Origin of the sequence: Hymenobacter defluvii (assembly GCF_017589435.1) — a bacterium.
Classification (GTDB): domain Bacteria; phylum Bacteroidota; class Bacteroidia; order Cytophagales; family Hymenobacteraceae; genus Hymenobacter; species Hymenobacter profundi.
This window is the reverse complement of the sequence record NZ_JAGETX010000003.1, coordinates 231,935-245,981: the sequence shown is the minus strand read 5'-3', so window position 1 is coordinate 245,981 and position 14,047 is coordinate 231,935. Positions and strand designations below refer to the sequence as shown.

The window sequence follows — 14,047 nt, the reverse complement described above, 5'->3', positions numbered from 1 at the left end:
GCTTTCACACTGGAAAACAGGACGGGGCTGTAAGGGCGTTGTCATTTCGAACGCAGTGAGAAATCTGGTATCAGTTAACCAGATTTCTCACTGCGTTCGAAATGACACTACTACTGCGCTACGGCTTCCAGCTCCAGTACCTCGCTGGTTTTGGCCCGAAGCTCCTCGCACAAGGCTGGGTTGCTGGCCAGCTCCTGCCCGAAGGAAGGAATCATAGCTTTGAACTTCGCCTGCCACTCGGGGGTAGCAGCTTGCTCAGGGAAGCAGCGCTGCACCAGGCCCAACATGATGCTTACGGCTGTAGAAGCGCCGGGCGAGGCGCCCAGCAACGCGGCAATGGAGCCATCGGCGGCCGCCACTACTTCGGTACCGAACTCCAGAACGCCGCCTTCTTTGGCGTCTTTCTTAATCACCTGCACGCGCTGGCCAGCCACTTCCAGCTCCCAGTCCTCGGCGCGGGCCGTGGGTAGGTAGTCGCGCAGGGCGTTCAGGCGGTCTTGCGGCGACTGGCGCACCTGCTGAATCAGGTAGCGGGTGAGGGGTAGGTTTTTGGCGCCTGCAATCAGCATAGGGCGCACATTGCCGGCCCGGATGGACTTCAGCAAATCCAGGTAAGAACCCTTCTTGAGGAACTTGGTGGTGAAGCCGGCATAAGGACCAAACAGCAACTCCTTGCGGCCGTTGATCTGGCGCGTATCCAGGTGCGGTACCGACATGGGCGGCGAGCCCACGGCGGCTTTGCCGTATACTTTGGCGCCGTGCTGGGCAATTACGTCGGGGTTGGTGCACTTCAGCCACTGCCCGCTCACCGGAAAACCGCCAAAGCCGTGGCCCTCCGGAATATCCGATTTTTCGAGTAGGGGGAGGGAGCCGCCGCCCGCGCCAATGAACACGAACTTACCGTATACCTTGCGCGAGGTATCGGCGGCCCGGTCACGCACGCGAATGCGCCACGTGCCGTCGGGCTTCTGCTTCAGCTTCTCTACCTCGTGGTTGAGGTGAAACGATACGCCCGGCATCTCTTGCAACCGCTCGAACAGCGTGCGGGTGAGGGCGCCGAAGTTGACGTCGGTACCAATAGGCATATAGGTAGCCGCCACGGGCGTTTGCGGGTCGCGGCCTTCCATCACCAGTGGCATCCAGTCGGCCAGCTGCTGCCGGTCCTCGCTGTATTGCATACCCGCAAACAGGGGCGACTTGATAAGCGCGTCGAAGCGCTTTTGCAAGAAGTCCACGTTGTTGCTGCCCCACACGAAGCTCATGTGCGGCACTTGCTGAATGAATTCATGCGGTTCGGGCAGCACGCCTTTCTCCACGAAGAAAGACCAGAACTGCTTGGACTGCTCAAACTGCTCGGCAATTTTCACGGCCTTGCTGATGTCTACGGAGCCGTCGGGGCGCTGGGGGGTGTAGTTCAGTTCGCAAAAGGCCGAGTGGCCCGTGCCGGCGTTATTCCAGGCATCGGAGCTTTCGGCGGCCACCAAATCGAGGCGCTCGAAGATGGCAATGGTCAGGTCGGGTTGTAATTCCTTGAGCATCGTGCCCAGTGTGGCGCTCATGATGCCTGCGCCAATCAGAATTACATCAACAGAAGAAGTTGGAGAGAGCGAAGGGCTCATAGATAAAAGGTACAGAGCGAGAAATCAGGTAGAAAACGCAAAAGTATCCGAGTTGTTCGGTTTATGCACACGAAAACCTGTTAACCACGGCAGTACGGCCTACCCCAAACGGTGCGCTAGCAGCTCAACAATACCCCAAGCAAACGGTTGAAAACGAACATTTTTCCCCAGGGACGTGTATTAAGCACGACATTACAACATTAGCTTGGTTGCGCATGCCCCTACACTATATTGTCTACACGAGTGTGGCCGAGAAGCCTTTCACCCCGGCAGAGTTGGAGCAGATTCTGGTCCGGGCGCGGGCAAAAAACCACACGCTCCGCGTGACGGGCATGTTGCTATACAGTGCCGGCCAGATTTTGCAGGTGCTGGAAGGTCCGCCCGAGGCTATTGAGCAGCTGTACGGTACCATTGCTACTGACCCCCGCCACTACCACGTTGCAACGGTGGCCGAGGGTACCAGTGAGCGACGCCTGTTTCCGGACTGGAGCATGGGATTTGGCGAGGCTTCGGCGCCGGAATTTGCCCGCTTGGCTGGCTACGTCGACTCCAGCCGTACCACTTTTTTGCTGCCGCGCGCCCACAATCTGCCCGTAGAACTGCGCGATATGCTGGTGCGTTTTGTGAGCAACTCAGGCGAGGCATAAATAGTTTTGTGTTTGTGTTTAAAATATTAATTTATAATAACTTGCATATAGATAGAAAGCTACTTCTAATAGGCTGATAAGGACCTTTCTACCCTGCGTTGGTGTTGTGCTAAGTGATGATCGACTTACCGCAACTTCCGCTTTTCGATACCGCTCCCGTTCGTACGCACGCGGCCAAAATCTGGCTGCCCAAGCGCGTAGTATTCACCCCCGATGCCCTCGACGAAGAGTTTGGCCAACAGATTCTGAGCCGCGTCGAGGCCCACGGCCTGGAGGTGGAGCTGCTCAAAAGCAACCGCATCACCAACCTGCGCGGCGCCGATACCGCCGAAACCTACCGCCGTGCCAAGAGCACCCTGGCCGTGGTGAAAGCTCCACCCAGCGCCCTGCGCCTGCAACCCACGCCGCCTTCCGCCGACTGGCAGATGAACCTGGCCGAAGGCTGCCCTGCGCACTGCCAGTACTGCTACTTAGCCGGCTCGCTTTCGGGGCCGCCGGTGGTGCGCGTATTTGCCAACCTACCCCAATTGCTGGAAAACACGGCGCAGTATGAGCAGGCCGGCCGCCTCACCAGCTTCGAAGTGAGCTGCTACACCGATGTGCTGGGCATTGAGCACCTGACGGGTAGCTTGGCCGAATGCATCCGTTACTACGGCCAGCGCGAGGGTGCCCGCCTGCGTTTCGTGAGCAAGTACGACTACGTGGAATCGTTGCTTTCCCTACCCCACCACGGCCATACCCGTGCTCGTTTCAGCCTGAATGCCGAGCCAGTAGTGCGGCGGCTGGAAGCAGGCACGGCCTCGCTGGAAGCGCGCCTGCAAGCCTTGCGCCGGCTGGCCCTACCCGTCACCGAAGGTGGCGGTGGCTACCCAGTAGGGGTGGTGCTGGCCCCCATCATGCCCATTCCCGACTGGCAGCAGCACTACACCCACTTGCTCGACCGCCTAGCCGCTACCCTCAATTTTGACTGCGACCTGACAGTGGAGTTTATCAGTCACCGCTTCACACCTGGCTCCAAGGATGTGCTGTTGCAGTGGTACCCCAACACGTCCCTAGACTTCGACGAAGCCACCCGCGCCGTGAAGCGTAATAAGTTCGGCGGCCACAAATACGTGTACCAGCCTGACGACATGCGCACGTTGAAAGAGTGGTTCTGCCAGGAATGGCAGCGCCGCTTCCCACACGCGCCTATTAAGTACTGGACGTAGGGAGAAAGGTGAAGCGGTGAGGTTGCGAGTAAAAATGCGGCTGTCATCCTGAGCGCAGCGAAGGACCTTATCACGCTAGAACGAGTCGTTGTTACACCCATCGTTCTGACGTGAGAAGGTCCTTCGCTGCGCTCAGGATGACAGCTGCGTTTTTACTCGCAACCTCACCACTTTACCATTCCCTACCCCAAAAACACAAACTGCCGCACCGATTCCCAGGGGCCGCCGCGGTACGCCCACAAGTGCATACCCTTACCCTGGGCCTCGAAGGGTTGAAACGACGCGCTCAGTTCTTCGTGCAGTGCCCGCGCTACCTTGGGGTCTACTTTGTTTTGAATAGTGACGTGGGGGCGGCGGCGCTGCTGATCCTGGGGCGTGAGGTAGGGCTTCCATTCTGTCTGCAATTCCTGGTGTAGGGTCTGTAAGGCCGGGCTTTCGAGAGAGTAAGCCACACCGCGCCCCAGAAACTGTACGCCCGTTATACTCAGGGAAAGGGGCGTCATGTGGCGGGCACGGGTTGCTAGCTCCCGCGTTATGGCCTCAAGTTGCTCGCCGGGCAAGTGGTGAAACAGCGTAAGGTGAGCCGCCAGGTAGTTACGCTCGGGCGGGAAATGCTCCTCGCGCAGGCGATTGAAAAACTGCTGTGCGTTGGCGTCGAGCGTGAGCGTTAGGATAAGGGGCGTGTCCAACAATGGGTAAGTTACGGGAGCAGATCGGCGCTTTGGATCAGCTGGCCGCCACGGTGCTGCACGTCGGCGCGGGCGCCGGCGTAGCCCTCCGCATCAATGGCGCGGGTGGCATCCTCGATTACATACGTGGCAAAGCCTTCGGTCAGCGCATCTTTCGCCGTGAAATACACGCAGTAGTCGGCGGCTAGGCCGGCTAGGTATACCTCCGTTACGCCCCGGCCGCGCAGGTAGTCGGCCAGGCCGGTGCTTTTCAGGTGGCCGTTGTCGAAGAAACCGCTGTAGCTGTCAATCTCTGGGTTGGTGCCTTTGCGGAAGATGGCCTCAATGCGGTGCTGATCCAGCTGCGGGTGTAGGGCGGCGCCGGGCGTGCCCTGTACGCAGTGGTCGGGCCAGAGCACTTGCTCGTGCCCGTGCAGCGAAATGCGGTCAAACACGGCGTGGCCAGCGTGGCTGCTGGCAAAGCTCTGGTGGCCGGCTGGGTGCCAGTCCTGGGTAGCTACCACCAGCTCAAAGTGCGGCTGTAGGGCGTTGGCCAGCGGAATCACGGCGTCGCCATCGGGCACGGGCAAGCAGCCGCCCGGCACAAAATCGGGTTGAATATCAATTAAAAGGAGTGCTTTCATACAGCAAACGAAACAGGTGTGGTAGGCTAGCTCAGTGAAATAGAGTAGGGCGCTGGGAAATAAACTGCCCACGGCAAATTAGGCGACCTACTGGAAATCCTTGCGCAAATCTGGTAAGACTTCGCAGAAAAGATCGGCCTATAGGTGCTATAGGGAGTAAGATGAGCGCCGGATTTTGCGTGAAATATCACCGAACACCCTGTACCTTGCCGCCGGTATGCTGGTAGGCAGCACGACCAGAGCTAGCCATGAAACAAAGAACAGCGTTGGGCGTCGTAGGGGGTAGGGTAGGGCTGATGGTAAGCTTCAGTTTGTTGATGGGGCACACAGCAATGGCGCAGTTGCTAAGCAAGCCTCCGGAAGCGCCGGCAGCGGAAGCCCTACCGGCTGGCTACGTGCGGATACCCACTACGCGTCTGCTGCTATTGCCCCCGACTGGCTTCGGCACAGCGCCGGGCTTCGCGGGCCTGCGCCGTGGCAACAATGCCGTGCAGGTCTACGAGCTGCCGACTACCAACTACTACACCAACGCGGCCAGCTTCGGCCCAACCAAGATTACAGCCCGTGGTGGCAAGATTTTGACCGACAATGCAGTGCAGGTGCAAGGCTACCCAGCCCGGCTGATCTGGGCCGAGCCGCAGCCGGCACGTCGCAGCTACCAGTTGGCGTTCGGCGACTCTACCTTTGCCGTGCTGCTGACCACCACGCCCTACCCCGCCGCCGACACGGCCACCGGGGCCGCGCTACGGCAAGCCCTGCTATCGGCCCGCTACGACCGTGGGGCTGCCCCAGATCCTTTTGCCCGCCTCGGTTTCACGCTCGACGATAAAGCCTCGCGTTTCACTTTTGCGCGGCAGATGGGCAACCAGTTGATTTACACGCTGGATGGCGGCCGCGCCGAACCGTTCGGCAACGAGCCCGTCCTGACGGTCATTCCCATGCCCTTCAGCTCGTCCATGACGGCCGCCGACGTGGCCGACGACCTCATTACCACCCTACGCCAGTACGGCCTCACCGACTACACCGTGCGCCGCACGGCCACCACCCACCCCCACGAGCTGGAAAGCTATGAGGTAGAAGCCTACGGCAAGCTGCGCGGCCAGAAAGTGCTGATATTTCAGCAAGTAACGGTGCTGCGCAACACCGCTATTGCCCTGGAAGGCATCGCCCGCGACGAGTACGAGGCGAACTTAGCGGAGTTCAAAAAGCTCACGCATTCTATTCAGAAGAAGTGATGAGGATCATGCCTGTATATATCTGCATAGCATTTTTGCTCGCCATTCACTGAATAGATTAATCATCTAATCTATTTTCTATGTTGCTGCCGCTCTACCAAATCGACGCCTTTACGGATACATTATTTGCCGGCAACCCCGCTGCCGTGTGCCCGCTAACCGCGTGGCTACCCGCCGACACCATGCAGGCCATTGCCGCCGAAAACAACCTAGCCGAAACCGCCTTCTTTGTGCCACGCGAGGGTCAGGAGGGCGAATATGAAATCCGCTGGTTTACGCCTGCTGTAGAGGTAGAGCTGTGCGGGCACGCTACGCTGGCCTCGGCTCACGTGCTGCTACGGCATCTTAATTTCAAAGGCGATGAGCTGACGTTTCACTCCAAAAGTGGCCCTCTACGCGTGAGCCGGCACGAAAGCGGCCGCCTCACGTTGGACTTCCCAAGCCGCCCGCCCCGTCCACTGGACGAGGTGCCAGAAGGACTACTCGCCGGGTTGGGTGCTACACCCCAACAGCTACTCGCCGGCCCCGATCTGGTAGCATTATTTGCTTCGGAGGAAGAAGTTACAGCACTGCAACCCGATCAGCTCGCGTTGTTGCAAGTGCCCTACCGAGGCGTTATTGCCACGGCACCTGGTAGCGGGGAAGTCGATTTCGTGTCGCGGTTTTTCGGGCCGCGCGTAGGAGTGCCCGAGGACCCCGTAACTGGTTCGGCGCACACCACACTGGCGCCTTTTTGGGCCGAACGCTTAGGCAAAACCGAATTACGCGCCCGCCAAGTTTCGCCCCGCGGCGGCGACCTATGGTGCGAATTGCGCCAGGACCGGGTGCTCATCAGCGGCTATGCCGTGACGTATTTGAAGGGGGAGATTGAGATAGGGTAAGGATAGAGAGACAGTTGGTAGGAGCTGCTGAACCAAGCCAAATCCGCTTGCTACCACGCCGCTGGTTATCTTGCCCGACAACCTGACCTAAATGAGATACGCCTTTTTGCTTGCCTGCCTGCTGTGCGCCGTGACGGGTTATGCCCAACGCCGTGCAACCATCACCTACGATGTAACCTACCACGGAAAAGCGGTGCCCGAAGGGCGCTTGCAATTGTTTATCGATGGCCCGCGGGCGCACCTGCAAAAAGTGGCAGATCCGCAGGCGAAAGAACAACAGTACCTGGACTACGACGCCCAACGCACGTTGCAGGTGCTCACCTTGCCCAACGGGGGGCACGTCACGCAGATGAAGGACTTTGCTGCGTACGAACAGCCAGAGCTGCTGCCCGATACGGCTACCATCTTGGGCTACCCCTGCAAAAAGGCTAAGGTCATTATCCGCTCCAACACGGTGGAGGTGTGGTACACCAATGCCCTACCCCTGAAAGGCACACCCAGCATTGGCGTGGCACCTGGCCTGGGGCTGATTTTGAAAACCGTCCGCAACGGCGAGCAGGCCGTCACCGCAACCCAGATCAAGCGGGGCTCCGTTAAAAGTGCCGACCTAGCTTGGCCTACCCCCGCCACCATGGGGCCGGTGGTAGATGCCGCGACCTATAACCGGCAGGTAATCGACAGCCGGTTTACGACCGTCTCTGTATTTCAGCAGGAAAAAATTTCGTTCGGCAACGACCAGCCGAACCCGGCGGCCGGGCAGGTGAATGTCACCTACCACTACGCCGGTGGCACCGTCATCCTAAAGAAAATACGCTTGCCCGATTACAATGCAGGTACGCAGATACTGGCCGAGCTGTCACAGTATTCCAACGGCGATGCGTACGACCGCACGGGGTCGGTGTTCCTGATTCCGTTGGACAAGCAGCAGTCTTTTTTAGAGGGTTTGCAACAGGGGGTAAAGTCCTTACCGGTGTTCAAAGAGAAGTACCAGGGCGTGGTGGCCACCAACCAGTACCTACCCCCGCTGGAATTGATGCGCTTTTTTACCCCCTTCGGCGTGCGGGCCTACAACGCCGCTTCCACCATCAAAGGCTATAACTGGGCCGATTCGGCTGTGTTCCGGCAAGATGTGACTGAGCTGGCTCCCCGCTTGCAGGGCGAGGTGTGGTTGGGGGTGTTTGTGGGCAACTACGACAAGGGCGGGCACAAGGTGAGCCTGCGCCTGAAATACTACCCTGGGGGCAAATCGGGCACGCAAACGCCGACTCCCGTAGTAATGCCGATTTTCAATACCACCAACCTCATGGAAATGGCCGGGCAAGAGTACGGGACGATGTTCGGGCAGGACTCGCTCACCGTCACGGTGAACATTCCACGTGCCATGCAGAACGTGCAGTTGCGCTACATCACCACGGGCCACGGGGGCTGGGGTGGCGGCGATGAGTTTAATCAGAAGCTGAATGAGCTTTTTCTGGATGGAAAACGGGTCTATCACTTCATTCCCTGGCGCACCGATTGCGGCACGTACCGGCTGCTGAATCCGTCGTCCGGCAACTTCGGCAACGGCCTGTCTTCCTCCGATTTGAGCCGTTCCAACTGGTGCCCCGGTAGCCTGACCCCACCGGTGTACATTCCGCTGCCCGACCTGCCGGCTGGGCAGCACACCTTCAAAGTAGCCATTCCGCTCGGGAAGCGGGAAGGCAGCGCCTTTAGCGCCTGGAATGTATCGGGGTGCCTGCTGGGTATCACCAAGGAGTAGGGCTGTATCAGCCTTGAGGCTGGTGAACCAGTGGAATGCTCACCAGCCGCGGCGCCGAAACGGCCCCGCGGCTTGCGCAACAACCTACAATTGCACGCCAATCTTAACGCCAGCCGGGAAATAGAACCCCCGGTGCCCGTAATCGGAAGTGCCGCTCTTGAATTGAGCTATTGCGTCATCCGACTGATTGTGTCGCTGCCGCCAGCCTACGCCTGCGTACAGGTCCAGGAAAACCCGGCCGGGGGGTAGGGGCGCCTGGTAGCCCACAGTGGCCGCCCCGCCATACCGGTTGATGGTAGTTGTGTTTGGAATGCGGCCGTATTCAAAGTATTCCAACCCGTTAGGACCTTTCACTTCGCGCCAGTCCAGGGTAGGGTAAGTCATGCGAAAATGCTGAAAGCTTGGTCCGTAGCTGACGTAAAAGCCCGTAGGATACGCTTGGTGAGACGCTCGTAGATACAGGCGGTGTCGCAACTCCGCGCCCACGCCTCGCACCGATTCGCCGGGGTCGGATGCGGCGTAGCCCGGCGTGTTGGGGCGCCCGGCAGGTCCGTGATATAGCTGCGCCGTGAGCGCCACGCTTTGGTGCGCGTAGCGCGGCAACCCATACTCTGCTTCCACCCAATAACCACTCAGTACTAGGTGTTGCGGTACCACCTTAATCGCTAAAAAGCGAGTAGTGGGGGTAGGAACCTGCTGAGCCACGGTGGGTAGTACCCGGCAGACCAACAAGCCTGCGCATATCCACAACCATACCGGGCGCCTGTGCCAAACCAGCGCGCGCACTAGGGTAGGGGCGTCGTAATAGGCAACAAGCTCAACTGTTCGAGCTTCGTGCCAGTGTAGCGGTATTGGTAAAGACCGTCGGCACCAATAGCCAGCAGGATGCCCGCGTGCGGAATTACGTCGGTCACCTTTACCTGAAAGTGCTCTTGCAGCGTGAGCTGCGGCGTCTGTTGGGTAGAGAAGGTTTTCAGGCCGTCGCTGTCGCACACAAACAGCTGCCCATTGTCTACCCCCAGACCCTGTGGCCCCGTCATGGGGTAGGTTTGGGCCAGGCGGGGCTTGTCGAGGGCAGTAAGGTCGATAACCTGGAGCTGGTTGGGCCCGCCCCCACAGAACCGGCCGCTGCGTAGCGTTACGTAGGCATATTTTCCTTCTACTACCACTGGGTCGCAGCTTACTACGTGTTGATAGTAAGATACTTGACGTGGGGCTTGGGGCGTGGCGGCATCAAAAATATACATGCCGCGCTGAGTGCCCAGGAACAGGTAGTGGTCGTAAGGGAATATCGTTTCAACGCCAAATGCCAACTCTATTTTGGCGCCCGCTACGGGAGATGAAGGCGTGCGCAGGTCAAACAACCGCAGGCTCTGGTTATCAACCGTGTACAGCATCTGATTGAGGATGGTGAACCGGGCCAGCGACCCGCTTTTCCCGGTCAGGTTGCCAGGTGCCGCCGAGGCAGTACCGGCGCTGTTGCTGAAGAATACGCCCCTGTCCCACAAGCCAGGAAAAGGCGTGCTCCCGCCAGGTACCGGAATATCGACGTGCTGCCAGCCTACCACCACCATGTTTTCGGGGCGGGTGGAAGCGCAGTTGTATGCCACGTACCCCATCGGCGGCAGTAGCTCTCGGAAAGCATCGCGCACACGGCTGGTGATGCGGGGAGCTTGTATGTTGCTCACGTCCAGCGTTACTAGGTCAGGGCCGTTGTCAACGTAGAGGTAATTGTTTTGAATGGCGAGGTCTACGTTACCGGGCACACGCAGAAAGCCGATCGGTTTTGGCTTGCTGGGATCTTGATTATCAATGATATGCAGGCCTTCGTACAGTTCATTAATGAAGATATACTTTCCCCACAGGTAGATCTTGCCGGTCTGGTGCATGGCCCGCGCCGGTAGCACCGTCACAGACTCTTCCAGCGCCGTGCGCGTCATGAGCTGCGGGCAGTATCCGTAAGCAGAATTGCTCCAGAAGGTATCTACGATGGGTTCAGGTTCCTCTTTGTCGGCAGAAGAACAGGCCAGCAAGCCGCTTAGCAACAAGCAGCCAAGCCAGCGAGTATAGGTACGAATCATGCTGATAATGAATTGAGAGTGAAATAATAAGCCCTGCTTTTTTTGGTAAGAGGCAATTGGTAAGGTAATGGTTGCAGGCTTTTGACTGGGGTATAGATTATTTTATATATAACAAGCTTTACCGCGCATAGAAACGGCTCGGGATAACCCCAAGCGGCAATAAACAGCAGAATACTAGTTAGCGCGATCTGTGCGCAGGCTGGCAAGGCGCTAGGCCAGGCAGGAATTACCCCTTTGTTCGGACCGCCTTTTTGCCCGCCACCGGCGCGGCCAGCTTGCCGGGGTTGTCGGCCAGAAACTTGCCCCAGCTTTTGCCGCCGGCTTTCTGGTTGTTGCCTTTCTGATAGTGGTGGCACATGGCCACGGCCAGCGCATCGGTTGCGTCCAGGAACTTGGGCGCTTCCTCAATGGGGGGCAGCTGCAAAGTCTGGCGCAGCATGTGGGCCACCTGCTCCTTGCTGGCGGCGCCGGAGCCTGTCACCGACTGCTTCACCTTGGTAGGCGCATACTCCACGTACGGAATTTGGCGCGACAGGCAGGCGGCAATGGCCACGCCCTGCGCCCTACCCAGCTTCAGCATACTCTGGGCATTCACGCCATAGAAAGGGGCTTCAATGGCCAGTTCGTCGGGCAGAAACTCGTCAATTAGCTCCACCATGCGGTCGTAGATGCGCTTGAGCTTGAGGGCGTGGTTGGCCAGCTTTTTCATCTCAATCACGTCGTAGCGCAGCACCTTCACTTTGGAGCCCTGCACCTCAATCATGGCGTACCCCATGATCTGCGTGCCGGGGTCGACCCCCATGATAATCTTGGGAAGTAAATCGGTGGCGGCGAGGGGTGCGAGCATGAGCTAAGTGGGTTTCAGAGTCGGTTGTCAGTTGGAAGCAGGTAGTTATCAATTTTCAGGTAGCCGCATCTCATAGAAACCAGCCCCTGACAACCAACAACTAGCAACGGACAACTAACTTGCCGGGCCAACAAGCTACTTCCTCTTTTGCCTCCCGACCCTCTACAAAACTACGCCCAAAAGCCGGATAATGTCGGCCGGCGGCGCAAATGGCTGGTGCTGGCGGGCAAATTGCTCGTGACGCTGCTCACGCTGGGGTTGCTGTACTACTCCGTATTTGCCGATGCCGCTACGGCTGCCGCCTGGCGACAGTTGCTGGCCACTTCGCTCACGGGCGCTGGCCGCGGGCCGGTGCTGGCCGCGCTGGCGCTGGTGCCCGTCAACTGGGGCCTGGAGGCCTGGAAATGGTGGCGCCTAGCCCGGCACCTAGAGCCTGTTTCGTTTCGGCGCAGTTACCGGGCCGTGCTGGTAGGCCTCACCCTGGGCTTCGTGACGCCCAACCGGGTAGGCGACTACGCCGGCCGCATCATCGAGCTGAAAAGCCGCCGGCTAGATGCGCTGGGAGCCGTGTTTCTGGGCCGTTACTGCCAGTTGATTGCGACGGTAGCCGCCGGCTCGGTGGGCATTGCCTATTTTCTGTTGCGGTTTTATCTGGTGGGCTACCCGGCCACGCAGGTAGGCGTGATGGCGGCCGTGCTGCTGCTGAATGCGGCCGTGCTGCTGCCGTATTACCGTTCGCGCCTGCTGGTGGCGGCCTTGGGACTGGTGCGGCCATTGCGCCGCTTTCGGAGGTTTCTGGCCGTTATGCCCAGCTACTCTGCCCGCGCCCTCACGGTGGTGCTGGCCATTGCCGGGCTGCGCTACCTGGTATTCTGCGTGCAATTTGGCTTGCTGCTGCTGGCCTACGGTGCCCGGCCGGGGGTAGGCGAGGGGCTGGCGGCCATTGCTGGTACGTTCCTGTTTAAGTCGCTGGTGCCCTCGCTCAACGCCCTGGCCGATGTGGGCGTGCGGGAGTTATCGGCCACACATTTGTTTGGGTTGCTGGGCCAGCCAGTGCTGCCGGTGCTCAGCGCCAGCCTTAGCCTGTGGGTTGTCAATATTGCGCTGCCCAGCGCGGTAGGGCTATTGTTTGTGCTGCAAGTGAAGGTGTTCCGAAAGAAAAAAGCCCACCGGGCGACGCATCCATGAAAACGAAGTGGATAGGGGTAGGGCTATTGGTAGCGCCGCTGGTGTACGCCGGTGTGATGGTGGCCCTGCGCCGGTCGTGGGGTAAGCAAGCTGTTAGCTATCAGCTATTGGCTGATAGCTTTTTGCCTGACATAGAAGCGGACAGCCAGCAGCCAACAGCTGATAGCTATTCTGTCCGCTTCTCCGTCCTCATCGCCGCCCGCAACGAAGCTGCTACCCTCCCGCACCTGCTCTACGATTTGCGCCAGCAAACTCTACCCGCTGCGCAGTTTGAGGTGATTCTGGTTGATGACCACTCCACTGATGCAACGGCGGCAGTAGTGCAGGGCACCGCAACGGATTTTTCATTGCGTCTCATCCAACTAGCCCGGCAGCCCGGCACGCCCACCGGCAAAAAAGCGGCCCTGCAAGCCGCGCTGGCCGTGGCCCGCGCCCCTTGGGTGGTGTGTACCGATGCCGATTGCCGCCTCGGCCCCGACTGGCTCCGCAGCTACGCCCTGCTTATCCAACAGGCACCCACCACGCGCTTTATCAGCGGCCCTGTGCTGCTCACCGGCCCCGATACCGTGCTGCACCGCCTGATGGGCCTGGAGTTTGCCGGGCTGGTAGGGGTAGGCGGCGCGTGCATCCAGGCCGGTTTCCCGACGATGTGCAACGGCGCTAACCTCGCCTACCGCCGCGACTCCTTCGCGGCCGTTCAGGGCTTTGCCGGCAACGAGCACCTGGCCAGTGGCGACGATGAGTTTCTGCTCCACAAGCTGCATGCGGCCTACCCCGGCAGCATCCGTTTTTTGCAGATAGAGGCGGCTGTGGTGCGCACGGCCGCGCCGCCTACCCTGGCGGCGCTGCTGCGGCAGCGGGTGCGCTGGGCCAGCAAGTGGCGCCACTACCAGGCCGCCGCGCCGCAACGCCTGGCGGTGCTGGTGCTGCTGGCCAATGTGTCGGTAGCGGCCGGGCCGGTGCTGTGGCTGCGGCAGCCGGGCCTGGGGCCGTGGGTAGGTGCGGCGTGGGCACTCAAGCTTGGGGGTGATGTGTGGTTTCTCCGTCCCGTACTGCGCCTGCTGCATCAGCAGCGGTGGCTGCGCATGGTGCCACTGTTGCAGCTGGCCTATGCTCCCTACACGTTGGGGGTAGGGCTGTTGGGCCTGCGCGGCGGCTACCAATGGAAGGGAAGGCAGGTGAAATAAAAAGCGTTTTTTACTTGAGAATACAGCGCGCCTGACGGTACTTGAGTGGATAAGAAAATAACACCAACTACTTCATCAAATAT

At 59.4% G+C, this 14,047-nt stretch carries 13 protein-coding genes; 7 read left to right on the top strand and 6 right to left on the bottom strand.

Annotation, left to right across the window (positions count from 1 at the left end; translation table 11 throughout):
* Nucleotides 1–110: 110 nt before the first annotated feature.
* Nucleotides 111–1,619, bottom strand: coding sequence for a malate:quinone oxidoreductase (locus J4D97_RS07995; RefSeq protein ID WP_185280614.1), 1,509 nt, complete (start codon nucleotides 1,617–1,619; stop codon nucleotides 111–113).
* A gap of 215 nt (nucleotides 1,620–1,834) precedes the next feature.
* Between J4D97_RS07995 and J4D97_RS07990 the strand changes: the two genes are divergently transcribed.
* Nucleotides 1,835–2,266: a BLUF domain-containing protein gene (locus tag J4D97_RS07990; protein WP_208307117.1), complete on the top strand. Its 432-nt coding sequence runs from the start codon at nucleotides 1,835–1,837 to the stop codon at nucleotides 2,264–2,266.
* Nucleotides 2,267–2,382: 116 nt separating this feature from the next.
* Nucleotides 2,383–3,474, top strand: coding sequence for a spore photoproduct lyase family protein (locus J4D97_RS07985; protein ID WP_243900203.1), 1,092 nt, complete (start codon nucleotides 2,383–2,385; stop codon nucleotides 3,472–3,474).
* A 182-nt stretch (nucleotides 3,475–3,656) separates the two neighbouring features.
* Here the strand turns inward: J4D97_RS07985 and J4D97_RS07980 are convergent, their stop codons facing one another.
* A complete protein-coding gene (locus J4D97_RS07980; protein WP_208307116.1) occupies nucleotides 3,657–4,163 on the bottom strand; it encodes a 2'-5' RNA ligase family protein in 507 nt (168 codons plus the stop codon).
* An 11-nt stretch (nucleotides 4,164–4,174) separates the two neighbouring features.
* Nucleotides 4,175–4,786 carry a bifunctional nicotinamidase/pyrazinamidase gene (gene pncA, locus J4D97_RS07975; RefSeq protein WP_208307115.1) on the bottom strand — a complete coding sequence of 204 codons (612 nt, stop codon included), beginning with the start codon at nucleotides 4,784–4,786 and terminating at the stop codon, nucleotides 4,175–4,177.
* A gap of 248 nt (nucleotides 4,787–5,034) precedes the next feature.
* On the opposite strand from pncA, the gene J4D97_RS07970 reads away from it, so the two are divergent.
* The 3 genes from J4D97_RS07970 to J4D97_RS07960 all read left to right on the top strand — a co-directional run bounded on the left by J4D97_RS07970 (nucleotide 5,035) and on the right by J4D97_RS07960 (nucleotide 8,661).
* The gene (locus J4D97_RS07970; protein ID WP_208307114.1) at nucleotides 5,035–6,021 is read left to right on the top strand and encodes a hypothetical protein; all 987 of its coding nucleotides are present in this window, start codon (nucleotides 5,035–5,037) and stop codon (nucleotides 6,019–6,021) included.
* A gap of 80 nt (nucleotides 6,022–6,101) precedes the next feature.
* The gene (locus tag J4D97_RS07965) at nucleotides 6,102–6,902 is read left to right on the top strand and encodes a PhzF family phenazine biosynthesis protein (RefSeq protein ID WP_208307113.1); all 801 of its coding nucleotides are present in this window, start codon (nucleotides 6,102–6,104) and stop codon (nucleotides 6,900–6,902) included.
* Nucleotides 6,903–6,993: 91 nt separating this feature from the next.
* Complete coding sequence (locus J4D97_RS07960) at nucleotides 6,994–8,661, top strand: PNGase F N-terminal domain-containing protein (protein ID WP_208307112.1); 1,668 nt, start codon at nucleotides 6,994–6,996, stop codon at nucleotides 8,659–8,661.
* Nucleotides 8,662–8,745: 84 nt separating this feature from the next.
* Here J4D97_RS07960 and J4D97_RS07955 read toward each other — a convergent pair whose 3' ends face one another.
* The 3 genes from J4D97_RS07955 to ruvC form a co-directional block, all read right to left on the bottom strand.
* The gene (locus J4D97_RS07955; protein ID WP_208307111.1) at nucleotides 8,746–9,366 is read right to left on the bottom strand and encodes a hypothetical protein; all 621 of its coding nucleotides are present in this window, start codon (nucleotides 9,364–9,366) and stop codon (nucleotides 8,746–8,748) included.
* 80 nt (nucleotides 9,367–9,446) lie between these two features.
* On the bottom strand, nucleotides 9,447–10,742 hold the full coding sequence (locus J4D97_RS07950) for an LVIVD repeat-containing protein (RefSeq protein ID WP_208307110.1): 1,296 nt from the start codon (nucleotides 10,740–10,742) through the stop codon (nucleotides 9,447–9,449).
* A 226-nt stretch (nucleotides 10,743–10,968) separates the two neighbouring features.
* The gene (gene ruvC, locus J4D97_RS07945; RefSeq protein ID WP_185280600.1) at nucleotides 10,969–11,589 is read right to left on the bottom strand and encodes a crossover junction endodeoxyribonuclease RuvC; all 621 of its coding nucleotides are present in this window, start codon (nucleotides 11,587–11,589) and stop codon (nucleotides 10,969–10,971) included.
* 147 nt (nucleotides 11,590–11,736) lie between these two features.
* Between ruvC and J4D97_RS07940 the strand changes: the two genes are divergently transcribed.
* Together J4D97_RS07940 and J4D97_RS07935 are read left to right on the top strand one after the other, a co-directional pair.
* A complete protein-coding gene (locus J4D97_RS07940) occupies nucleotides 11,737–12,777 on the top strand; it encodes a lysylphosphatidylglycerol synthase transmembrane domain-containing protein (RefSeq protein WP_208307109.1) in 1,041 nt (346 codons plus the stop codon).
* Nucleotides 12,774–13,964: a glycosyltransferase gene (locus tag J4D97_RS07935; RefSeq protein WP_208307108.1), complete on the top strand. Its 1,191-nt coding sequence runs from the start codon at nucleotides 12,774–12,776 to the stop codon at nucleotides 13,962–13,964. Before J4D97_RS07940 ends, J4D97_RS07935 begins: the two co-directional genes overlap by 4 nt.
* Nucleotides 13,965–14,047: the final 83 nt, after the last annotated feature.